26 protein-coding genes are annotated in these 22,392 nt (G+C 54.4%); 20 read left to right on the forward strand and 6 right to left on the reverse strand.

The window, feature by feature from the left end:
* Positions 1–6: 6 nt before the first annotated feature.
* From K0H79_RS03485 to K0H79_RS03495, 3 genes are all read right to left on the reverse strand, one after another.
* Positions 7–360: a DUF1294 domain-containing protein gene (locus K0H79_RS03485; RefSeq protein ID WP_220077328.1), complete on the reverse strand. Its 354-nt coding sequence runs from the start codon at positions 358–360 to the stop codon at positions 7–9.
* Entirely contained in the window at positions 357–1,502 is a 1,146-nt protein-coding gene (locus K0H79_RS03490; protein WP_220077329.1) for a DUF418 domain-containing protein, read from the reverse strand. Before K0H79_RS03490 ends, K0H79_RS03485 begins: the two co-directional genes overlap by 4 nt.
* Before the next feature lie 94 nt (positions 1,503–1,596).
* Positions 1,597–2,541, reverse strand: a complete 945-nt coding sequence (locus tag K0H79_RS03495) for a sodium-dependent bicarbonate transport family permease (RefSeq protein ID WP_220077330.1) — start codon at positions 2,539–2,541, stop codon at positions 1,597–1,599.
* A gap of 152 nt (positions 2,542–2,693) precedes the next feature.
* On the opposite strand from K0H79_RS03495, the gene K0H79_RS03500 reads away from it, so the two are divergent.
* From K0H79_RS03500 to K0H79_RS03520, 5 genes are all read left to right on the forward strand, one after another.
* The gene (locus tag K0H79_RS03500) at positions 2,694–3,671 is read left to right on the forward strand and encodes a LysR family transcriptional regulator (RefSeq protein WP_220077331.1); all 978 of its coding nucleotides are present in this window, start codon (positions 2,694–2,696) and stop codon (positions 3,669–3,671) included.
* Between the two features lie 242 nt (positions 3,672–3,913).
* A complete protein-coding gene (locus K0H79_RS03505; RefSeq protein ID WP_220066805.1) occupies positions 3,914–4,465 on the forward strand; it encodes a hypothetical protein in 552 nt (183 codons plus the stop codon).
* A gap of 142 nt (positions 4,466–4,607) precedes the next feature.
* The gene (locus K0H79_RS03510; protein ID WP_258405469.1) at positions 4,608–5,201 is read left to right on the forward strand and encodes a Crp/Fnr family transcriptional regulator; all 594 of its coding nucleotides are present in this window, start codon (positions 4,608–4,610) and stop codon (positions 5,199–5,201) included.
* 79 nt (positions 5,202–5,280) lie between these two features.
* Positions 5,281–5,787, forward strand: a complete 507-nt coding sequence (locus K0H79_RS03515) for a YgjV family protein (RefSeq protein WP_220077333.1) — start codon at positions 5,281–5,283, stop codon at positions 5,785–5,787.
* Between the two features lie 339 nt (positions 5,788–6,126).
* Positions 6,127–6,729 carry an acetate uptake transporter gene (locus K0H79_RS03520; RefSeq protein ID WP_220077334.1) on the forward strand — a complete coding sequence of 201 codons (603 nt, stop codon included), beginning with the start codon at positions 6,127–6,129 and terminating at the stop codon, positions 6,727–6,729.
* Between the two features lie 85 nt (positions 6,730–6,814).
* Here the strand turns inward: K0H79_RS03520 and K0H79_RS03525 are convergent, their stop codons facing one another.
* The 3 genes from K0H79_RS03525 to K0H79_RS03535 form a co-directional block, all read right to left on the reverse strand.
* Positions 6,815–7,426, reverse strand: a complete 612-nt coding sequence (locus K0H79_RS03525) for a DUF4124 domain-containing protein (protein WP_220077335.1) — start codon at positions 7,424–7,426, stop codon at positions 6,815–6,817.
* 89 nt (positions 7,427–7,515) lie between these two features.
* A complete protein-coding gene (locus tag K0H79_RS03530) occupies positions 7,516–8,970 on the reverse strand; it encodes an OmpA family protein (RefSeq protein ID WP_220077336.1) in 1,455 nt (484 codons plus the stop codon).
* A gap of 53 nt (positions 8,971–9,023) precedes the next feature.
* Complete coding sequence (locus K0H79_RS03535; RefSeq protein ID WP_220077337.1) at positions 9,024–10,469, reverse strand: OmpA family protein; 1,446 nt, start codon at positions 10,467–10,469, stop codon at positions 9,024–9,026.
* A gap of 136 nt (positions 10,470–10,605) precedes the next feature.
* On the opposite strand from K0H79_RS03535, the gene K0H79_RS03540 reads away from it, so the two are divergent.
* From K0H79_RS03540 to K0H79_RS03610, 15 genes are all read left to right on the forward strand, one after another.
* The gene (locus tag K0H79_RS03540) at positions 10,606–11,208 is read left to right on the forward strand and encodes a LuxR C-terminal-related transcriptional regulator (protein WP_220077338.1); all 603 of its coding nucleotides are present in this window, start codon (positions 10,606–10,608) and stop codon (positions 11,206–11,208) included.
* A gap of 124 nt (positions 11,209–11,332) precedes the next feature.
* Positions 11,333–11,605 carry a Flp family type IVb pilin gene (locus tag K0H79_RS03545; RefSeq protein WP_011758818.1) on the forward strand — a complete coding sequence of 91 codons (273 nt, stop codon included), beginning with the start codon at positions 11,333–11,335 and terminating at the stop codon, positions 11,603–11,605.
* Between the two features lie 73 nt (positions 11,606–11,678).
* Entirely contained in the window at positions 11,679–11,993 is a 315-nt protein-coding gene (locus K0H79_RS03550) for a Flp family type IVb pilin (RefSeq protein ID WP_220066810.1), read from the forward strand.
* A gap of 34 nt (positions 11,994–12,027) precedes the next feature.
* Positions 12,028–13,401, forward strand: a complete 1,374-nt coding sequence (locus tag K0H79_RS03555; RefSeq protein WP_220077339.1) for a pilus assembly protein TadG-related protein — start codon at positions 12,028–12,030, stop codon at positions 13,399–13,401.
* A gap of 9 nt (positions 13,402–13,410) precedes the next feature.
* Positions 13,411–14,298 carry a hypothetical protein gene (locus K0H79_RS03560; RefSeq protein WP_220077340.1) on the forward strand — a complete coding sequence of 296 codons (888 nt, stop codon included), beginning with the start codon at positions 13,411–13,413 and terminating at the stop codon, positions 14,296–14,298.
* Entirely contained in the window at positions 14,298–14,969 is a 672-nt protein-coding gene (locus K0H79_RS03565) for a hypothetical protein (protein WP_220066813.1), read from the forward strand. The genes K0H79_RS03560 and K0H79_RS03565 overlap by 1 nt, the downstream gene beginning before the upstream one ends.
* The gene (locus K0H79_RS03570) at positions 14,966–15,160 is read left to right on the forward strand and encodes a class III signal peptide-containing protein (RefSeq protein ID WP_011758823.1); all 195 of its coding nucleotides are present in this window, start codon (positions 14,966–14,968) and stop codon (positions 15,158–15,160) included. Before K0H79_RS03565 ends, K0H79_RS03570 begins: the two co-directional genes overlap by 4 nt.
* A 22-nt stretch (positions 15,161–15,182) precedes the next feature.
* On the forward strand, positions 15,183–16,079 hold the full coding sequence (cpaB, locus tag K0H79_RS03575) for a Flp pilus assembly protein CpaB (protein ID WP_220077341.1): 897 nt from the start codon (positions 15,183–15,185) through the stop codon (positions 16,077–16,079).
* Positions 16,076–17,395, forward strand: a complete 1,320-nt coding sequence (locus K0H79_RS03580; RefSeq protein WP_220077342.1) for a type II and III secretion system protein family protein — start codon at positions 16,076–16,078, stop codon at positions 17,393–17,395. Before cpaB ends, K0H79_RS03580 begins: the two co-directional genes overlap by 4 nt.
* A gap of 8 nt (positions 17,396–17,403) precedes the next feature.
* Complete coding sequence (locus K0H79_RS03585) at positions 17,404–19,164, forward strand: ATPase, T2SS/T4P/T4SS family (protein WP_220077343.1); 1,761 nt, start codon at positions 17,404–17,406, stop codon at positions 19,162–19,164.
* A complete protein-coding gene (locus K0H79_RS03590) occupies positions 19,157–20,008 on the forward strand; it encodes a type II secretion system F family protein (RefSeq protein WP_220077344.1) in 852 nt (283 codons plus the stop codon). The genes K0H79_RS03585 and K0H79_RS03590 overlap by 8 nt, the downstream gene beginning before the upstream one ends.
* A gap of 8 nt (positions 20,009–20,016) precedes the next feature.
* Complete coding sequence (locus K0H79_RS03595) at positions 20,017–20,880, forward strand: type II secretion system F family protein (RefSeq protein WP_220077345.1); 864 nt, start codon at positions 20,017–20,019, stop codon at positions 20,878–20,880.
* Position 20,881: 1 nt separating this feature from the next.
* Positions 20,882–21,226 (forward strand): DUF192 domain-containing protein, encoded by a 345-nt coding sequence (locus K0H79_RS03600; protein WP_220077346.1) that lies wholly within the window; start codon positions 20,882–20,884, stop codon positions 21,224–21,226.
* Positions 21,214–21,699 carry a tetratricopeptide repeat protein gene (locus tag K0H79_RS03605; RefSeq protein ID WP_220077347.1) on the forward strand — a complete coding sequence of 162 codons (486 nt, stop codon included), beginning with the start codon at positions 21,214–21,216 and terminating at the stop codon, positions 21,697–21,699. The genes K0H79_RS03600 and K0H79_RS03605 overlap by 13 nt, the downstream gene beginning before the upstream one ends.
* Positions 21,696–22,382, forward strand: coding sequence for a TadE/TadG family type IV pilus assembly protein (locus tag K0H79_RS03610; protein ID WP_220077348.1), 687 nt, complete (start codon positions 21,696–21,698; stop codon positions 22,380–22,382). Before K0H79_RS03605 ends, K0H79_RS03610 begins: the two co-directional genes overlap by 4 nt.
* The last annotated feature ends 10 nt before the right edge of the window (positions 22,383–22,392 follow it).

Genomic DNA, 22,392 nt, shown 5'->3' on the forward strand with positions numbered 1-22,392 from the left:
AAAGGCTTATCCCGCGACTGGTGTACCGGCAGTGACGTAATAAAAGGCGCCAACCGCCAGCAGCAGATGCACCGCCGTAGCAGCGTAAAATGGCCACAAAAAACCACGCTTACTGGTTTTATGGCGAAAGAGCCCCATGGCCAACATGGCGCCGCCGAAGCCGCCAATCAGTGCCAGCAGCCACAGCTTGATTTCGGCGGTTCTGGGTTTGTCTTTTAAGGCGGCGCGTTTATCAAGACCAAAGACCACAAAGGCTGCCAGCCCAAGTCCGCCATAGCCTATGAGCAGCCACAGCGGCAACCAGTTCAGCGCCACCCCAATGGCCAACACCAAATAAAACACCAGGGCGAAAATAATCATGATTTTACCTCCTGGGTGCTCGTTTCCCTCTGAGTGCGACCAAAGGCGAGATAGCGCCACAGTTTTTCCAGTGGCCCCTGTTTGAAATACCTCAAATACCAGGTGGCAAGAAGCAGCTGGCAGCCCGCCCATGTCAGCGCCGCTATCAGGTAATGGATGCGATCAAAGCTTTGCAGCCAGTCGGGAAACAGGTAGCGGAAGCAGGCAATCCCCAAGAGCGACTGCAAAATGTACAGCGACAACGCCAGCTTGCCCACGTTTTGCAGCGGTTTCAGCAAGGTTTCTCTACCCTGGCACAGCCGGATAATCAGGTCTGCATAGAGCACAGATACGGGAATGGCGCTGAATATCACTGTGATTTGAGCGAGATTGACCAGGGAGCGGGATTCACTGAAATACAGGGCTAAATCCACTGCGCCCAGTACGAGCGCCAGCAGCAGTAACCTGATTCGGGCCGCATCAGTGAGCCCCTCGCTGAAAAACTGGCTGCGGTAGAGGTACATGCCCAGCAGCATCATGCCGAGGATGTACCACAGCAGGGCGATGGGCAGCATTACCAGCGTCATCATCAGCATCATCGCCAGATGTTGAACCAACTGGCCCAGATAGCTGCCAATCCAGGGGGCAAGGGATGCCTGATACTCAGGGCTTAGCCGTGAGGGAAGTGGGTCTGTGGGCAGGGCCTGGGTCAGGAGCAGCATCACTATGGCCGAAAAACCGAGAAACTGCAGGGCTCTTTTGTGGATATGGGCGAGGGGCGCATCCAGATAACGAATGGCCACCATGGCAGAGAGACCGTAGCTAAGTAGCACATCACCGGGCCAGATAAATATCCCGTGGAGCGCACCGAAAAGCATCAGCACCTTGAGGCGGCGTTTCATGAGCCCGGTTTGACCAAGCTTCTGATATTGGATAACCAACCCGACACCAAAGAGCATGGTAAAGAGGCCGATAAAACGCCCTTCCAGAAACAGCCGTGAGAACACATCCAGCGGCATGTCTGATGCGGCGGCCGGAATAGTGGGCACATATCCCTCGAGGCTATTGCCCATAAAGAGGATGTTGATAAAAAAGATCCCAAGTACCGCGAGACCGCGGACACTGTCGATATTGGGATTACGCATTGGTGAGCTGGCTGACATCCGTTGTCTTCCATCATCTTGTTATCAAAGGTGTTCAGCCTACCATGAAAACAAAAAAGCGGGCCAGCGGCCCGCGTCATTCACTGCACATTTGTTATTGCAGCAGGCCGGCAATCCAGTGCTGGTACAGCGGCAACCCTATCAGCACATTCACCGGGAAGGTGATACCCAGGGATGCCAGCATCGCGAGGCCGATATTGGCATCGGGAATGGCGGCGCGGATAGCTGCCGGGGCGGCTATATAGGAGGCGCTGGCAGTGAGGCCGGCCAGTACCAGCACAGTGCCTGCGGGTAAGCCCATGGTGATGCCGGCGGCGATGCCGACCCAGGCAAGTGCAAAGGGGGTAATGGCTGCAAACACCAGCAGGCGCCACTGTTTAAGTGGCAGCGGAATACACACCTTTGCCGTCACCAGCCCCATCTCCAGCAGGAACAGCGCCAGCAGGGTTTTAAAACCGCTGAGCAACATGGGGGCCAGGGGTTCGAGGCCTTGAGGTCCGTACAGCCAGCCGATGATGACACCACCCAGCAACAGGACCACGCCACGGCTGGTCAGTGCCTCGTGAAGTATGTTGCCGCCGCTGCTGTGGGGCTGATTTCCCTTGCTTAAACGACGATGCAGCCAGAGCATAATGACGATGGCGGGCAGTTCCAGCATGACCAGATACAAGGTGGTTTCAGGTCTCAGCTCCCAGCCTGCGGTTTCGGCCATCGCCATGACCACCGCAAAGGTCCCCGCACTCACGGAGCCATAGTGAGCGGCTATGCTGGCGGCATCAGAGGTTGTGAGCCGTACCAAGAGCCGCAGTATCGGAAACAGCGCCAGCGGAATAATAAAACCCAGCCCGACGACCGTCAGCAGCTCCATGGGTTGCAGGTGGTCGGTTTGACCATGTAGTGACATACCGCCTTTAAGCCCCAGTGTCAGCATCAGCAAAATCGACAGGGTCTCGTAGATGGATTCCGGGACCTTAAGATCCGATTTGATCACTCCGGCCAAGAGGCCCAGGGCAAAAAAGGCAATAACAATATCCGGCATAGTTGACTCCAGCAGCCCGGTTTTCACCGGGGATAAGGCAAGTTTGACGGCTGGAGATTGTGCCCATCATTAGCTATATTGAAAAATAAATTTTATTAGCACTATGCATAGATATTTATCTATACCATGGTTTGCGTTTGAAGGGTCGATGGATGGATAACCCCAGGCTTAAACAACTTAGTGTAAGACTGTTGCAGGTGTTCATTACCGTGGTGCGCCTTGGCAATGTGTCTGCCGCCGCCCGGCAGTTGCACCTTACCCAGCCCACGGTTTCTCTGCAGTTGAAGAAGATTGCCGAGCTCGTGGGGGAGCCGCTGCTGGAGAGCCGAGATGGCGTCATGGGACCAACGGATGTGGGGGAGGAGGTGTACCGGGCCGCCTGCGATATACTCTCGCGCCTCGATGATTTGGACGATTTTCTCGGCGGCATAAGGGAAGGGGAGAGCGGTCATATCCGCATCGGTCTGGTGACCACGGCCAAGTACGTGATGCCACGTATTCTGGGCCCTTTCTATCGCCGCTTCCCCAAGGTGCAGGTCACCCTCAGCATAGGTAACCGTGCCCATGTGCTCAATCGCTTTGCCCATCAGGAGGACGATCTCTACCTCTTCAGCCATCCACCCGCAGGGGAGTCTGTGCTGGCCTCCCGGATTATCACCAACCCACTTAAATTGATTGCCCCGGCCGATCACTGGGCCGTGGGGCAAAAAGGCCTGGGCTTTGACGTGCTCAAGGGGGAGCGTTTTATTATGCGTGAACCGGGGTCGGCCACCCGGATGATGTTTGAAAGCTGGCTCAGTGCCCGCGGTATCGAACTCAGTGACATCATGCAAATCGAGAGTAACGAGGCTATACGCTTAAGCGTTGCCTCCGGGCTGGGGTTGTCGGTGATTTCTGCCCATACCCTCAGCGAGGGGGATATGGGGCCTGAAAAGCCCGCCGTGCTGGACGTGGCGGATTTCCCCCTTCGCAGCAACTGGTATCTGGTGGCACGGCGCGATAAACGGCTGCCCCAGAGTGCATTGCAGCTTATTCGCTTTATGGCTGAGCATTTGGGGGACTGTATTGACCCCGGTTACGTGGCCGACAACATAGAGGCACTCCACCGCGTCTTTACCCCTTCCCGTTAACCGTGTCCGTCTTTGGTTTTACGCTGTTACGGCAACTATACTTTGAGATGCAGTATCCGGGTATGTTGCCGGGCCGCCTTGTCCTTAACACACAAGCCGATTCACCGATTTGCCTTCGACCTTCATGTCGCCGTTATTACATGTAACAACACCGGAAAACAGTTACCGGAAGTAGGTATCCAGAGGCAAGGGGTTGCCTGAGAGCATATCCAGGGACGTTTCACTCATCAGAGGATAGTGTTATGACCAAGAAGAACCCCTTGCTGAGGGCCTTGCCCTGTGCCCTGGGGCTGGCAATGGCCGGTGCAGTGGCACCGCTTTATGCCTCAGATACTCAGGCTTTGCTGGACGATGCACTCAGCGCCGCACCTCCCACCTTGAGGGACAAGGTGACTGTTATGGACTGGCAACACAATGTGCTGCAACAGGGCAGCAGTAACTATACCTGTTTCCCCACACCGCCCAGTCTGCAAGGAAAAGCCCCCATGTGTATGGACGGGCCCTGGATGATGTGGGCCGATGCCTGGTCCAATAAAAAGCCGTTTCAGGCCAAGTCGATAGGTATTTCCTATATGTTGGCGGGTGATGGCGGTGCCAGTAATACAGACCCCTTCGCCGAGGGCAAAACAGACGACAATCAGTGGATAGTCGAAGGTCCGCACCTGATGATTATTACCCCCGATGCCGCGCTGTTGGACAGTCTGCCAACCGATCCCTATGAGGGTGGCCCCTATGTGATGTGGAAAGGGACGCCCTATGCCCACATCATGGTGCCGGTGGGCCCGAGAAAGTAACCAGCCAAACGCCCGTTCTGGGCGTTTTTTATGGCAGCAATGCCGACCATGTCCGGATATCAGGCCTTCAGCCTGCTGCAATTGTGGATAAAGCGCGATAAGGTGTCGTTCCAATCAGCGGAGGAGAATGGCAGGGGAGTGCATGGCACAAAAAATTATCGGTGTCACAGAGGAACAGCAGCAAGAATTCTGGCAGTTTTGCCATAAAATTTCCATGCCAATCAGTCTGTTGCCTGATAAGGTCAAATGCGTTCAGTACTCGCCGGGGGAGGTTTTACTACCCCAGGGCACGCAGCAACAATATGGGTTTTGGGTTGTCGATGGGGTTCTCAGGGCGTGCCACTACCTCGAAGATGGTCAGGAGCGCTGTAAAGAGTTTTACTTCACAGGTGAGCTTTGCATGCTTTATCAGAGTTTTATGTCAAACAGCCCTGCCCGCTATCAATTGGAGGCGCTTACATCCGCAGCCGTGATCCCCATGGAGCTTGGCGTGCTTGATGAGCCGGAAGCGAAAGATGCCAAGCTGAATTTATTGCTAAGGCAATTGCAATATAAAGAGGGCAAGGAGGCGTTTTTACTGCTGAACACCCCGGAGCAGAGATACCTTTGGCTAGCTGAGCATTGGCCTCACTGGTTGATAAACCTCAGTCAGCTTCAGCTGGCAAGCTACATAGGCATCACACCCCAAAGTTTGAGCCGTATTCGCCGACGCCTCCGTATGTCTGCCCCGGAATAAACGCCAAGGCGTTAACTTAGGTTAATGCCTGCCGTATCCCGGTTGAGCACAATGGCCACCTTTCCTGTGTGGGGGGCCGATGTCCTTGTTTATGCTGTCTCAGTTGCTGGTATTTCTGGCACTGATATCTGATGTGATTTCGTTTCAGTGCCGAAACAGGCGCACGATTCTCTGTTGGCTGGTGTTGTCAGCGCTACTGATTGCCGCGCACTTTGCCATGCTCGACAGCACTGTGCCGGCTATCCTGATGCTGCTGGCGGCGTTGCGATTTTTGGTCAGTATCTTCAGTCAGCACAGATGCTGGATGCTGCTCTTTATGGGGCTGGCAATAGTGGCAACCCTGCTTGCGTATGCGTCATGGCTTGACGGCCTGAGCCTTATCGGCAGTGTATTGCAAACCCGTGCCGCCTTTTGTCGATGCGATAAAAGCCTGCGTCAGATGATGCTGCTTGGCAGCTGTTTTTGGCTGCTTAATAACCTGTTTCGTGGGTCGCCCGCTGCCGTGCTGATGGAGTTGGTGTTTATTGGCAGCAACCTGGTGGGCTACTACCGCTTTTACCTGAAAAAACAGCCCGTCGATGCCTGATGTCTGTCCCCCATCCTTGGGGTGGCCGGAGCGGCTGCTTCCACAGTCGCTTCGGTTTTTTATTTGCTGTCAGCGGCCACCAGTGTAATGACTGTGACTGCTAGCTGCTCGCCAGGTCAATGATTCTGAAACACAAATTAACTTGTAGCTAACTTGTTGAAATAAGGTGTTTTGCGTTAAGTCACAACCTTGTAGCAGGCGGATTGTTTTTTACTGGCCGCTCCACTAGAATGCGCCGCCCTCACTGATGACCCGGGTGCTTAACCGGTCACTAAGGGCACAGTATATCCAGGTCGTTGGGGCTTTGGCGCCGACGGTTTTACCATTCAGGAGTTTACTATGTCCACCCCTCTGGCCAACCCCGCCCCACTCGGGCTGATGGGTTTTGGCATGACCACCATTTTGCTCAACATTCATAACGCCGGTTTCTTTCCCATCGATGCCATGATCCTGGCCATGGGGATTTTTTACGGCGGTTTGGGGCAGGTGATTGTCGGTATCATGTGTTTTATGCGCGGCGATACATTTGGCACCACGGCCTTTACCTCTTATGGCCTGTTCTGGCTGACGCTGGTTGGGCTGATTTTGATGCCCAACGCCGGTGTGGCAGCAAGTCCGGCATCCTTTATGGGCTGGTATCTGGCACTCTGGGGTGTGTTCACCGGCTTTATGTTTATTGGGTCATTGCGCTACGCCCGCATCAAGCAGTTTATTTTCGGCTCCCTGACGCTGCTGTTTTTCCTGCTGGCGGCACGGGATTTCACCGGCAGTGAACTCATTGGCACCATCGCTGCCTGGGAAGGCATTGTCTGCGGTGCATCCGCCATTTACTTTGCCATGGCGCAGGTGATTAACAACGAATATGGACGCACTGTGTTGCCCGTTGGTGAGCGCAAGCTCAAGGCGCCAGTGGTTGCCGTGACCGAAGCCAAGGCGGCCTGAGACCATAAGCTCTTGTGTTGATAACAACTAAAAATGCCCTGTAATACAGGGCATTTTTGTTTTCTGGGTGAGGGAATGATGTGGCTTAGACGCCCACTTTTTTATAGGTGAACTCGAGTTCGCCACCCTTGGTATTGCGCAGCAGTGTCATTTCAGCGGCGGAGATGCTGATAAGCTGGCTTTTATTCAGTCGCACATCGGCCTCGGTTTTGGACTGGCCGTTGGGCAATGTCATCGACTTGGTTTTTATCTGTACCTGAAGCTCATTGCCAACCAGTTTCCAGCTGCCTTTGAGGGTTAATTTTGAGCCGAAAAGGTTGGCATCGCGGGTATAGCTGCCATCGGCGGCGTAAGTATCAAAGGCGTCGTTCAGCATATCGTCCTGCCAGCGGCCCAGCAGCTGTTTGGCACTGAAAGTGGCAGGGGACCTCTTTGCCCCCGAATCCGCTGTCAGCCTGGTGTCCGGGGTGGCTTCATTGATATCTGCGTCTTCATCCTCGCCGTCATAGTGGCTGGATGGGCTGATGGGGGCTGACTTGTCGGTGACCCTGAGTTCCTCGGCTGCTTCTGACGGGGGGCGGTCACCGAAATGAACCTTGCCGTCCTTATCCACCCACCTGTAGACGTTATCTGCCTGTGCGGGCTGGACGAGGCTCAGGCCAACCAGAATCCCGAGCAGTGTCATGTGCAATTTCATGGCATATATCCTTATATTTCCAGGCGCGCCATCTTCGCAGGTGATGGGGCGCAGGGCAATCACCTGCTGAATGCGGTTTATCCCGGCCGCTACTTTTTATCAGATCTCAGTACCAACTCTACCCGGCGATTTTGGCTTTGACCTGCCTCGTTGGCGTTGCTCGCCACCGGGCTGAATTCCCCCATGCCATGGGCTTCGAGCTGCGCCGGTTTGATTTGATAATCCGCGCCCAAGGCCTTAACCACGGCGGCGGCGCGGCGCTCAGACAGGCTGAGGTTATAGGCTTTGTCGCCCTGGTCATCCGTGTGACCAACCACGTAAAAATGGCGTGCCGGGTTTTGCTTAAGGTAGCTTGCCAGTACCTCCAGTACCGGTTTTGACTCAGGCAGCATACGGTCGCTGTCGTAGTCGAACAGCAGGCCGTCGAGGGTGGCTTTGCCCGTTTGCGTGATGGCGTCTGTGAGGGCGGTAAGATCGATGCCAACCCGGTTATCGTTCAGGCCGGTTGCCTCTATTACCTTAAGCTCGTTCCACAGTGCGCCCGAGTAGCCCAGGGTATAGCTGGAGACAGTGATGTCGCCCTCGGGGCGGCTCAGTCGGTACAGGCTATAGAACTGGCTTTCATCGTTGCCGTTGGACACTGTGGGCGTGAGGGCATAATAGATGGCATCCTTGCTGATACAACTCTTGGCCTCGCAGCTGAAAACCTTCTGAAATCCGAGCTTTTTCAGTGCTGCTACATAGTTGGCATTCACTTCATATTCGGAGTAGCTTCGCGGCAGGCTGTAGGCGATTTGTGTGAGTTTTCCCTCTGCGATGGTGGTGACCGCTTTTTTACCTTCAACGCCCGTCAACACAGGGGATTTTGCATACCCCTGTTGGCTGTATTTGGCAATAAAGGCACCGGGCAGGCGCTGCATCAGGGGATGGTCGGCGCTGCCTCTGGCATCTTTTGCGCTGTTATCCGCTACCTTGATGTCGGTAGGTTGTGCGGCGAGCAGGGCGGCATCAATCTTGACCAGATCCAGAGGCTCTGGGGTGGCTTCGAGCAAATCCAGTTGCAGATTGGTGCCCCTGTGCCAATTGGCGCTGTACAGGCTAATGTAGATATCACCGCTGGGTCTGGAGAGTTTGGCGGTCAGCATCGATGGCTCACGCTTACTCACGCTGGATAAGGGCGATATCTGATTGTAGAGCTTTTCTTCGTTGCCACAGTCGCTGCCGTGGCATTCAAACAATATGCTGGCCCCTTGCTGCAGCAATTGTGCCTTGTGGTTATTGATGACGTGCTCAGGTGTAAAGCTCACAGGCAGTTTGTAATTGACCCGACTGAGTACACCGCCCACGTCAGTCACGGCATAGGCGTTAGCGTCCATCCCCGTGATTAAGGGGTAGGGAATATAGTGCCGCTGCTCTTGTTTCTCTTTTTTGGCTTCGGGAAAGACCGAAAAAAGCGTGGGGAAATCGGCTGCAACTGTTTGCGTTGGCAGCAATGAGGCCGGAAGATACATTGCCATGGCACAGGTGAAAATACGTCTTTTCATACTGCTGTAAATCCTTGTCCGTTTAAGTCTTTGATGCTTAGCAAAAAAGCCGGTTAGTCCTTGTCCGAACGCAGCACCAATTCCACTCTGCGGTTGAGTGCCTGTCCTGCGGCGTTTTCATTGCTTGCCACCGGGCTGTACTCCCCGTTGCCATGGGCGGTTAATTGTGACGCCGGGATGTGATACTGCCCGGTGAGGGTTTTAATAACGGCATCGGCGCGCCGCAGCGACAGCCTCTGGTTATAGGTGCGCTCTCCCTTGTCATCGGTATGGCCAACCACGTAGAAACCTTTAGCGGGATATTGCTTGAGGTAGGTCGCCAGTACGTCCAGCACCGGCTGTGATTCGGGCAGCATCCGGTCGCTGTCGAAGTCAAACAGCAAGCCATCCAGGGTTGCCCTGCCGGTTTGTGAGATGGCGTCGTTGAGGGCGTCGAGGTTGATGGTGACCCTGTCAGCCTTCAGGGCTGAAAGCTCCATGACCCTGAGTGTGGTATCTCCGGGCGTCGCATCGTAACGTCCCTGACTATAAATATCGAAATACACATCGCCCTGTGGCCGACTCAATTTATACAGCTGATATTCCTGCCATTTATCCTCGGCATCATCCTGGAACAATCCCATGGCTTTTATCAGGCGGTCATCATCACCACAGGCCGTGCCTTTGCAGTGAAACACCTGCTCTGCGGCAAGCTTTTGTGCAGCTGCGGCGTAATTGCTGTTGATTTCAAACAGCGAGTAACGCTCGGGCATCTGGTAACGAATTTCGGTGAGCCTGGCGTCCAGAGATTGGGTCTGAATGTCGGCTCCGTTGATGCCAGCTATGACGGGAACCTGGGTAAGATTGGTTTGCTTGTAACGCGTGATATAGCTGCCTGGCATGCGGCCGATAAGCGGATGATCGGCGGAGCTGCGGACATCGTCACCGTGTCTGTCTTCCATGACCAGGTCTTCCGGGGCCTGCTGTAAAAAGTCGCTGTTTACTTCAACAAGGCCCAGAGGCTCGGGGATGCCTTCCAGGGTAACAAGCTGCACCTTGGTGTAACTGCCCTCACGGTGAAAGGCGTAGATGCTGCTGTAGACATCCCCGTCTGCACCTTTCAGTTTTGCCGCCACGTATGCGCCTGGATAACTGGTATCCACAGTAATCAGCGGTGCCAGTTGATCCCGCATGGCCCAGCCATCGCCACAGCTTTCAGTCTCACAGTGAAATAACACCTCGGCATTTAATTTTTTAAGTTGAGCCAGATAGTTATTCATCACCAGTGCCAGCGGATAAGAGTCCGGAAGTTCGAACGCATTGCGGGTCAGTCGCCCTGAAACGACCTGAAGGGTGAAGTCTTTGCCATCGGCGGCCGTGATGAGGTTAACAGGCGTAAAATGGATGCGTTTTTCTTCGGGATACTTTGCATCAGGGAATGGACCGAACAGTCCGGTTGCATTAACTGGTGAGGCCAGGCTGGCGAGCAGTGATACAAATATTAACGTATTTTGTCCCATAAAAAATCCTTTTCAGCGGGCCTTTCTTGCTTTAGCGTAAATAAGGGCAAGGACGCCAATCATATAACAAGCACACAGAAAAGTCCTTATTTGCCGTGTTTAAGTATTGTTAATATGAATAAACCCTGAGAGCTATATGGATATCAAAAAAGAGGTCAGCCTGAAATTGGTCGGGGCTGGCTTGGAACTTTTGCCTGAATTAAGAAATCTATATCAGACAAATGGTGGATGTTTTAAAAGAGTCATTTCTGTTAATGGCTCGCTGTCTGTGTCTGAAATTCATCTTGTTGATAAATCTGAACCTAACTCAAAGCCCACGGTTTTACAGCGCAGTGTGCATATTGCATATATTGCCTTGGTTAATTCTATTCAACAGGATGATGAGCTGGATTATATTCGGGCAGGCTTTCACGGCGTGCTGGCAATTGGCTGTCCTCTGGTGGCTCAGCTCTCTGCAATCGATAGGGTCGCCAAGGGGGAAATGCTTTACTCCATTCGAACCTTGTCATCTTATATCCTTGAGATGAAAGAGTTTGGTGGAGTTCCTGTGACCAGGAAACCGTCATTGGACGTTACCCTCAAAGAGCAAAAAGTGGTGGATTGTATATTCAAAGGAATGAGTAATACACAAATCGCTGAGTCGCTTAATATTTCACCAAATACCGTTAAGATGCACCTTCAAAATATTTATCGTAAGAATAAATTGAAGGGTCGTGTTCACCTGATTTCCTCATACTAATGCATTAATCCTTCGGGGTGTGAAAATGCTTTTATTTTTATCTTTGAGGGTAATAGAAGGGCATACGAATACGTGTGATAATTTCGCCGAATATTTGTTCTATTTATGTTTCAAGGAGTGATTCATGAAAAAGCGTAAGATAAAGGGTATGGCTGCAACAGAATATGTGCTGGTACTGGCTTTGGTAGCCATTGCTGCCATTGGTGTATACAGCTTCTTCGGTAAAACACTGCGTAACCAGGTAGCAGGTTTGGCGACTGAATTATCCGGTCGTGATGCCGCTGATAATATTAAAGCCTCCCAAGATGCCGCAGACGATGGAAAAGACGTAGCTGACCAGAACTATAACCTGGGTAACTACAACGAAGCTGCGAACAAGTCTGCCGCCAGCAACTGATCCTACCCAGCAGTACTTCCAAAGGCAGCAGTGCAGACTGCTGCCTTTTGTTCTGGTTTTCAAGGAGGGAAACATGAAGCAAGCACAGACCGGGATGTCGACAGTAGAGTATGTGCTGGTTTTGGCTCTGGTAGCCATCGCCGCCATCGGCGCCTTCAGCTTTTTTGGCAAAACCTTGCGTAATCAGGCTGCGGGTATTTCCACCGAGCTTTCCGGACGTGACTCCCAGGGCAACATAGATGCCGCACAGGGTGCAGCAGATGCCTCGGCCAGTGTGGCCAACCGGAATTATAACCTCGGCAATTACAACGAGGGCGCAAATCAGGCTGCCGAAGGAGACTCCACAGGCGGTGGTGGCACTGGAGGTGGGGGTCCCGTGGTGGACTGACCCAGGGCGATAAAGGATTGCCGGAGAAGCAAGGATGTTGAAATCTCGTCAAGGCGGCCAGGCCATGGTCCTGTCCCTCATTTTGCTTGGCTTTACCGTGATGGCGATGCTGTTTGGATTTAATGCATCCCAGCTCAATCACGAGGGCACCAGGCTACAAAATACCGCAGACAATACTGTGTACAGTCTGGCAAACATCGTTGCCAGAGATATGAATTTCAAGGCCTATACCAACAGGGCCGCCGTCGCCAATCAGGTTGCCGTGGCCCAAATGGTGGGCTTGTCTGCCTGGTTTAATATGACCGACACCTTCACCGATAACGCCTGTACCCTGCTGTGCTGGGTGCCTTATCTTGGTCAGGCAATCAATGCGGTCGCCAGGGTCACCAATACCATCAACCAGGGAGCACAGCCCTTCTTCGAGGCCATGGTGAATGTGGAAAACATTCTCCTCAAGGCCATCAGCACCGCCCAGGTTGCGGTGAATTACGCGGGACTGGTCGGTGGCATAGATACCGCCATGGAGGTGGTCAAGGCCAACGATCCTGCTGCGCGACTCGATTTAATGCAAAACCCCCTGGCACTGGAAGATGTCAGACATATCTGGATGGATTTCCAGCAAAGATTCAGTCGGGACAAATCCAGAGACGGTACCCAGTACAAAGACTTTCTGGCCGTCACGTCAAACTCCAGGGATGGCTTTACCAAGGGCTCAAATTACAAACTCGGATTTCCCTGGTCATTGAGATTCTGGCCGCTGCGCTGGGCAACCAAAAAGGCCGGTGGCAGCGACCTGATTTCAAACGGCGATCGCGAGGGTGAAACCTGGACCTCGGCCCACACCCTGGGCATTCACCTCGAACGCTGGAGCTGTAAGCGATTTCGGTGCAAATGGCGTGGCGGCGAGATCCCGGTTGGTTGGGGCGGTACCCGTTCCGATGACAGAAAGAGCCTGCGCAATGTCTCCGGCAACAAGGTGTGGGGTTCCAGCCGCAGTGTAAACCGCAGCGCCACCAACCTGGCCACCTACAACGAAGAAACCCGCGGTAATTACGACGGGGTGCAACCCTTTTACGCGCTGGACAAAGACGGTGACAGTGTCAGTGAGACCAGGAACATCGCCATCGTAGTATCCAAGCCACAAAACCGTATCCGTACCAGCGCCAGACTCGATGTGGGGCACGACAACACAGACCCGGCCACCAACGAAGAAATGTATGGCGACCGTATGTCGGCCATGGCATCCGCCAGCGTGTTCTACTCGCGGCCCCAGGATCTCACGGCCTGGCGGCGCAAGGATGGTCGCAGCGAATACGGCAACCTGTACAACCCTTTCTGGCAGCCCCATCTGACTGATAACTCAGGTGCTGACCGTCGCTGGGTTTACGTACTGACTGCGGCCTTGTAGGAGTTGTTGATGAAGCACCAAAAGGGACAGGCTCTCGTTGAAAGCGCCATCGCGATGGCCTTTATTATCATCCCCACGCTGCTGTTGCTGCCGTTTTTGCACAAGATTTCCGAGGTCAAACACCGAAATACCCAGGCAGCGCAGTACGCCGCCTGGGAGCGCACAGTGTGGCGGGTGGACAGGCCCCGTGAGTTTCCCGGTGGCCAGTTCCACTATGCCAGTAAAACAGAGGCCAATCTGAATGCCGAATTGCCCTGGCGTTTCTATCAGCAAAACGGCCAGGCGGTGCGCAGCAACTATACCGAAGAGTGGAGCTGGCAGGACAAGAGCCATTCGCTGCTCAAACACACCCTGTCCCCCGATGAAACCCAGTCACTGCTGCTCAAATCTGCCAATGAAACCCCCGAGGATAACAAGGGGGCAGACCGCCTGGCGGCCAGTGTTACAGGGCGTAAAGCACCGGGCCTGTGGGAGACCAGTGTGGGCACCGCAAGAAACCTGCTGTCCTACACCGGCTTTGCACTGGACCGCAATCGTTTCTATGTGGCCAATGTGGGAACCAAACTGGAGAAGTTTCGCGTCTTTCCCCTGAAAGGAGCCGATGGCGACCCCATGGAAGCGCTGGAACTGAAAATTGAAAGCAAGAGCGCACTGCTGACCAACGCCTGGAATGCCGGTGGCCCTGCACATGCAAAACGCCAAACCGAGCGGCTGGTGTTGACCAAGTACGCAGACATCAAGCCCGTGACTTTGCTGCAAAAGGTCCTGGGGCTTATCCCCTTTGGCCGCGAAATCAAGCCAAACAGCCTGAGATTTGGCCACACGGACGTGGAAGCATTACCCGCAAACCGGCTCTGTAACTATGGTTCGGCCAACTGCGGTGACGGAGGAAAATGATGCGTTGGTTGTTACTGATAAGCCTGGTTGTGAGCCTCTCGGTTCGGGCCGACGAGTGGCCGGACATGCCGTTCCCGGACAAGGGCAGGGCGCAAATCGTCGCGGATAACATGAACTTTATGGGACTGCCGATGAAGACCTGGGTGCTCGACTATCCCGGCAGTGCTTTGGTGGTGGCTGACTTTTATGAACAGCAATGGAAAGACCGCAGCGAAAAGTTCGATAAAAACACCCTTGATGGCGACGTCATCATCAACAGCTGGCAGCCGCCTTTCCTGCTTACGGCGCGCATTCGCAGCCAATACGACTCGACTCTGGCATATGTGGGGATTTCGCAAAACCTCGGCTTTTCGGAGTTTGAAACCCAAAGCAGCCAGAAATTCCCCTCCTTGTCAGGTACCACAGTGTTGTCGGATATCAGCTCGGTGGATCTCTTTAAACGTGGCCGTACCGTGGTGTTGGTGAGTGAACGCAGGGTGTCTGAGAGTTATCACTATTACAAAAACTATTACACCAGCCGGGGATGGCACGAGGTGGTAGGAATACTGGAGCCCTCAGTCAATCAGGCGGTGCTGCGTCTTAACCGGGAAAACAGCTTTCTGGACCTGAGCATCAAGTCTGAGCAGGGACGCACTCACATAGTCGCCAATGAAATGTCGGAGGGCCTGTGAGACAGAAATTCGCCCGGGGCCAATCGTCACTGGAGTATCTCCTGGTGTGCGGGGCGCTGATTGCCGCGCTCCTGGTGCCCATTAATCCGGACACGGACGGACGCAACGTAATGGAAATTTGCAGGGATGCGTTGAAGACCTGGTATACGGCTTTTGCCCACGCAAAGTCTCAGCCGCCACTGCCGTTTTAAGTCAAATAAGGAAATCATCGAAATGCAGTCGAAACGCATAGACTTTAACTGGGTCTTGCTGGGGATAGCTTTGGTGCTCGGCAGCTTGGCCGCCTGGGCAACAAAGAATTATTTCATTGTCAAAGAACAGGAAATCAGAGCCGAGCTGTCAAACAGCAATGTGAAAATGGTGGATGTGGTGGTCGCCACCCAGGAGCTGCGTAAAGGCGACATAGTCGACGAAACCAATATGTCGGTTCGCTCTATCCGCGCCGATGTCATCCCACTGGATGCTATTCGTCCGTCCCAATTCAATGAAGTGGCAGGCCAGATGCTGCTGAGCGAAATGTCCCCTGGGCGGCCGCTTATCAGTGCCTATCTGCCCGGATTCAAAACCAAGCAGTTTTCAGATCTGCTGCAGGAAGGCCAGCGCGCCGTCACCATCGACATCAATGAAGAAAACTCGACAGCGGGCATGTTGGTTCCCTCAGATCTGGTGGATCTCTTCCTCAGCTACACAGTGGAAAACGGTGACAGCGAGCGGGTCAAAATGGAGCTCTTGATTGAAAAGGCTCAGGTATTGGCCACAGGCAAGCGCAGCATAGATGTGCATCCCGAGCTGGTGAACTCGCTCTACGACAACCCCGATTCTTACAACACAGTCACCCTGGCGCTGTCCACCGAGGATGCTATTCGGGTTTCCCTTGCCAAAGGCCGCGGCAAGTTTGTCACCCTGCTTCGTAACAAAGCCGAGTCTGCCCCCGTTGCCGTAACCAATATGTTTGGCGATCAGATTTTTGGTACCTCAGGCGACAAAGGCAGCCACCAGGTTGAATACATCACGGGGGGAAGTGGACTCAAGAGCAGCTTCCAGGAATACCCCTTACCAAAAGAATTGATGGACGAATTAGCTCAGGGAAAAGTTAACACCGCATTATGAAAACAATTAACCAACTGATGATTTTAGGCTGGGCACTCTGCTCAGTATTGCTTTCGGTCGCTTATGCTCATAACAATCAACCGCTTAAGCTATATGTGGGTGCGGTAGAGCTCTATAAGATTGCCAACGTTGAGCGGGTTGTGGTGGGTAACGGTGGCGTGCTCAGCGCCAAGGTGCTGGACGAGAAAAATGTCATTCTTATCGGCGAGAGCGAAGGCTTGTCTGATATTCAGCTCTGGCAAAAAGACGGCACAGTGCGCAAGTTGAGTGTGGTGGTCACCAAAGAAAACGCCCAGACCACAGTGGGGACCATGAAGCGGATGCTGGCCGAGTTTCCCTCCATCGAAGTGACAGAGTCGGACGGTGTGATTGTGATCCACGGTGAGGCCGATGCCTCCCAGCGTGAGACCCTGGAGAAGGTGCTGGATGGCAAGGACAACATCCTGCCCCTGATTAAGTACGTCAAATACGGTAAGTCCATCGAGCCCATGGTGAAGATGGAAGTCAAAATCGTTGAGTTCAACAAGTCCACCCTGAACAACATTGGCGTGCAATGGGAAAACGTCATGTCGGGTCCCGCCTTTGGGGCCGCCAAGGCGTTTACCGCCAACCCGATTTTCAGCGTGTCGTCGCCCGGCCAATATGCCAACAGCATAGGCGGCGCCGTGTCCGATGCCATTGGGGTGTTGGATACCCGTGGCTGGAGTTACTTCGGCATAGTGACAGGTATCGGCTCCCAAATTCAGTTGCTGGCTGAAAAGGGTGATGCCCGCATGCTGGCCGAGCCCAACCTGACCACCCGCAGCGGCGAAGCCGCAAGCTTCCTCGCCGGCGGCGAGATCCCTATCCGCACCGTCAGCGGCGTAGGCTCGGTGGATATCCAGTACAAGGAATACGGCATACGTTTGAACATAGAGCCCGTGGTGGATGCCGATAACAATATCGTCAGCCGGGTGATGGCCGAGGTGAGCGCCGTCGACCCATCCATCCAGCTCGAGGGCAGCGCCCCGGGTTTTCTGACCCGTCGTACCGAGTCTGTGATTAACGTTAAAAACAAGCAAACCATGGTGATTTCCGGGCTGGTAAACAGCGAAATGTCCAAGGTAGTCAATAAGTTCCCATTCCTCGGAGACATCCCCATTCTCGGTGAGCTCTTCAAGTCCCGTAATTTCCGTGAGGAAAAAACCGAGCTGGTGATTTTTGTGACCCCCACCGTGGTGTATCCCGGGGAAGAAAGCCATGAGAAGTCCCTCTCCCGTGCCCGGGAGCTGGTTGACGATGCGGCGAAACTGGAAGCTTTTTACATTCTGGATTAGGAGCTGCCATGTTTAACATCATCGTCAGTACGACCAAGGGAACCAAGGTCGGTGAATTCAACTGTATTCACCGTGAGTGCCATATCGGCAAGGACCCGGGGCACCTGATTGTGCTTCGGGGCATCAAGGTGGCCCGTCACCACGCTACGCTGCGCCGGGAAGATGACGGCATCTTTATAGAAGATAACCGCAGCATGACCGGCCTTAAGGTGAATGAGCAGCGGGAGAAGCTGTTCGGCCCCCTCAGGTACACGGATAAAATCCAGATTGGGGATTATTTTATTCGGGTACAGGACTCAGACAGCGGCAGCGGATTTGCCACCGAATCCGCTGCGCCGGACTCGACGCCTGCGGGCCCCGATGCCACAGAGGTACCTGCCCCTGCAGCCCCCTCAAGCGTCAGTGCGTCAGCCAGTGTCAGTGCATCCACGGGCGCCGCTGCCACCGGAAAAGGTAAGCCCCTCGACGGGCAAACGCCTGAGCGTGAGCAAATCAAGCTGCGCAACCACTGGCGCCGACAGGTGCACAGGGAACTCTTAAAGCAGTTCGATTTGCGCCGGGTTAATGTCAATGAAATGAGTGATATCGAGCTTCGTGAACAGAGCGAAGCCCTGATATTGCACATCGTTGGCCAGATGGCTTTGCCCGAGACAATTTCCGCCACCGATCTTATCCGCGAGGTGCTGGATGAGACTATTGGCCTGGGTCCCCTTGAGGCCCTGATTGCCGACGCAGATGTGACTGAAATCATGGTCAACAGCCACGACCAAATCTTCTATGAAAAGTCCGGGCAGCTGTATCTGTCTGATATTTCCTTCTCAGACGATCAGGCGGTGCTGGGTGCCATCGAGCGTATCGTGGCGCCCATAGGTCGGCGTATCGATGAAGGCTCGCCCATGGTGGATGCCCGTTTGAAGGACGGGTCGCGGGTAAACGCCGTGATCCCGCCGCTGGCGCTCAAGGGCCCCTGCATCACCATCCGTAAATTTATGCAGCGCCGTCTGGGTGCCAGCGACCTGGTGGGCTTTGGCTCCATGAGCCAGCACATGGCGGACTTTTTGGAAATGGCGGTGAAGCAGAAGTGCAACGTGGTGATTTCCGGCGGTACCGGCTCGGGTAAAACCACCTTGCTCAACGTACTGTCGAATTTTATCCCGGAAGATGAGCGCATCATTACCGTGGAGGATGCGGCGGAGCTCAGGTTGTATCAGCCCAATCTGGTTTCTCTGGAGGCGCGACCGCCCAATCAGGAAGGCAAGGGTGCCATTGAAATTCGCGATCTGGTGAAAAACTGTCTGCGGATGCGGCCCGACCGGGTGGTGATTGGTGAGTGCCGCGGCGGTGAGGCGCTGGACATGCTGCAGGCCATGAATACCGGCCACGATGGTTCTCTTACTACGGCTCACTCCAACTCGCCAAGGGACTGTATCTCGCGCCTGGAAGTGATGGTGATGATGTCGGGCATGGATCTGCCCATTCAGGCCATTCGCGAACAAATTGCTTCTGCGGTCAATATCATAGTGCAGCAATCGCGCTTCTCGGATGGTTCGAGGCGCATCACCAGTATCTGTGAAGTCACCGGGATGGAAGGCAGCACTGTGCAGCTGTCAGAAATCTTTAAGTTCCAGCAGACCGGTTTCAGCGAGCAGGGCAAGGTGCTGGGGTTTTATACCGCCACAGGTACCATTCCCGAGTTTTACGAGTCTCTGCGCCGACGGGGCGTGCGGGTTCAGTTGGATATCTTCGACAGGGATGCGCGCTATGGGTGATCTGATACTCGCCATGGTCCTGGCCTTTGTCTCAGTCACAGTGCTGGTGTGGTCTGCCAAGCATCTGGGTGAGTCGCTGGCCAAACGATACCGGGAAACCTTTACCACCTCGGCCAGTACCAACCTGGCCGACATGTTCCTGTTTATTGAGCCGGGCCAGCTGTTTTTGCTTAACGTGCTGACCCTGGTCTCAGTCCCTTTCTTCGGCCGCCTGTTTTTCGGCTCCTGGGTGGTGGGGGGTTTGCTCAGTGTCCTGCTGGCACTCTTGCCCCGTTATCTCTACCGCTACCTGCACCAAAGGCGCAGGCGCAAGTTTGTGCACCAGTTGCCGGATGCGCTCAACATGATTGCGGCGTCGATGCAGGCCGGTGCCAACGTGACCAACGCCATCGAGTTTATGGCCGAAGAAATGGATGCACCCATCAAGCAGGAGTTCCAGTTGTTTTTGCGTGAGCAGCGGCTGGGGGTGGAGTTCAACACGGCGCTGGATAACGTCTACAAACGCATCCCCGAGAGCGAGTTTCAGCTGGTAGTGGCGGGCATGCAAATCTCCCGCGATGTGGGCGGCAACCTGGCCGAGGTGCTGGTGCGGTTGTCTGAAACCCTGCGTAAAAAAATCGAGATGGAAGGCAAGATCACCTCGCTCACCTCACAGGGCAAGATGCAGGGCATAGTCATGACCCTGCTGCCGGTGGCGATTGGCTTCACCCTGTATCATATGGAGCCTGTGTCCATGGGCCGTATCCTGACCGAGCCTGTGGGCTGGGCCGTGATAGCCGTGTCATCCCTGTTGCTCTTTGGTGGTTACATGACCATTAAAAAAATCATCACTATCGATGTGTAGGAGCGGCCATGGTTAATCTGATTGTTACCTTCTATACCCTGGCGCTGATTTTTTTGCTGGTGTCCTGCTCCCGCATTTACCGGCGGGTCCCCGACGAGCGCCGGGAGTTTATGGACCCACTCACCCCCGGGCTCAAGCTGATTTGGCCGCTGGTGAATGTGGTGGCCTTTTACTTCAGCGAAAAGCTCAGCGTGGATTATCTGGAGCGTATCGCCAAAAAGCTGCAGGTGTCCGGTTTGTCGTACCTGATGACGGCGGAGCAGTACTTTGCCATTCGCATCCTGAGCACTCTGTTTGCCATCTTCATCGTGTGGCTCGGTTGCTGGATGCTGGACGAACTGTCGGCTAACTACCTGCTGCTGGCTGCCATTGCCGGTTACTTTTTGCCCATGCTGACCCTGAATGACCTGCGCCGTACGCGCCAGGAACAAATTGTCAAGGTGCTGCCTGTGTACCTCGACTACCTGACCATGGCCATCGAGGCCGGACTCAACATGTCTGCGGCCATTGCCCAGGCGGTGGAACGCGGTCCCGATGGCCCGCTGAAAATCGAGTTTGAAAAGGTGATCCGCGATATGCGTGCCGGTATCTCCCGGGCACAGGCTTTTCGCAACATGGCCGACCGGGTACAGATAAGCGAGCTCAACAGCCTGGTCAGTGCGTTGGCACAGGCAGAGCGTACCGGGGCGAGTCTGGGTTACACCCTGCGGATCCAGGCCGATCAACGCCGGGTTGAACGTTTCCAGCGGGCCGAGAAGAAGGCAATGGAGGCGCCCATCAAACTGATGTTCCCCCTCATCATGTTTATCTTCCCGGTGACCTTTTTGATTTTGCTGTTCCCCATCCTGTCCAAATTCCTGTTTGAGATGTGACATGAAACGCGCGCAATTCACACATACATCCAGTGGTTCGGCGTTGCAGGTGTGGCTGGCCAATACCCCCTGGCTCAGGCTGAGGGGGCTATTGGGCAGGCCACAATTGGCAGCAAACGAAGCCATGCTCATCAATCGCTGTGGCTCGATACACACCTGTTGGATGGGCTATGCACTGGATTTGGTTTTTCTGGACAGAGAGTTACGGGTGCTGAAAACAACCGAGCAACTGCGCCCCTGGCGCAGCGCCTCCTGCGTGGGGGCATTTCAGGTAATGGAGCTGGCCCCCGGCGCTGTGGCCGCAATGCAAGTTCGTGTGGGAGATAATTTTCAATGGATAAAATGAGTAAGATATTGGCCCCTGTGGCCCTGAGTCTGATGTTGATGGCGTGCAGTTCAACTGCCAATAAACCCGAGCACAGCGGCAATCCCCAGATTATGGCGCTGCAATCCCAGGCCGAAGCTGCCTATAAGATGGCAAAGCTGGACCAGGCCGAAAGCCAGTATCTGCAGGTGCTGCAGTCGGTACCCAACTATGCCCCCGCCTGGTTTCGTCTGGGTAACATCTATACCCGTACCGGCCGCCACGATGCGGCCATCGCTGCATACCAACGCTGTGTCGAACTGGAGCCGGATAATCAAAAGGCCTGGTACAACATGGGCCTGGTACGTATCAAGCAATCCACCGAAATACTGGAGTCCATCGAGCGCCGCGGTGACAAAGACTCCCCCGTGGGCAGGCAGATAAGCGCCCTGTTGGACGCTCTCAATCAATTGCAACGGGAACCCGGCGCCAGCACCCAGGTGGGTATGCAATGAAATTGCACCTGCGGCGAACTCAGCGCGGTCAGGCCATGTTCGAATTCAATCTGGTGTTGCCGCTTCTCATCCCCTTTGTGCTGCTTGGGATGATGCTGGCGGTGCAGTGGGCGTTTGTGTATGTGGCTAAAACCACGCTGGATTCGGCCACCGCCAAGGCGGTACGTGCCGGTGCACTGGATCATGGCAGCCGCAGCGCGATGACTCGGGCGCTGGCCGAAGGCCTGGTGCCCTTGTATGTCCGTGAGACCGGATGGGCAGACGCACAACTGGCCATGATCGAAGCCAGAGCCGCCGTGGCGCTGCAAAGCAGACTCACAGTGCTGAGCCCCACCCAGGCGGTGTTTGACCGCTTTAAGTATCGTGCCCGGGTCAACAACAACTCGGTATACGAAATCCCCAACGACAACCTCATGTATCGCAGCACGGCACAAAAGGATGTGGGTGACGGCCGTAAGCTCAATATTCAGGACGCCAATTTACTGCAGATAGAAGTGCGCTGGTGCCACAAATTGGTGGTGCCTTTTGCCAACTATATGATTGAAAAGATTATTACCTCGATAGAGTACCTGCCCGGCAATGAGCAGCTTGCCTGCAATGCCCTGGGCGCCGCCACCGGGGATGTGTATTTGGCCATGGTTTCACAGGGGATAATGCGGATGCAAACCCCCTTCAGGATGTAAGTGATAAGGG

This window comes from Shewanella sp. FJAT-52076, from assembly GCF_019457455.1.
Taxonomy (GTDB): Bacteria; Pseudomonadota; Gammaproteobacteria; order Enterobacterales; family Shewanellaceae; genus Shewanella; species Shewanella zhangzhouensis.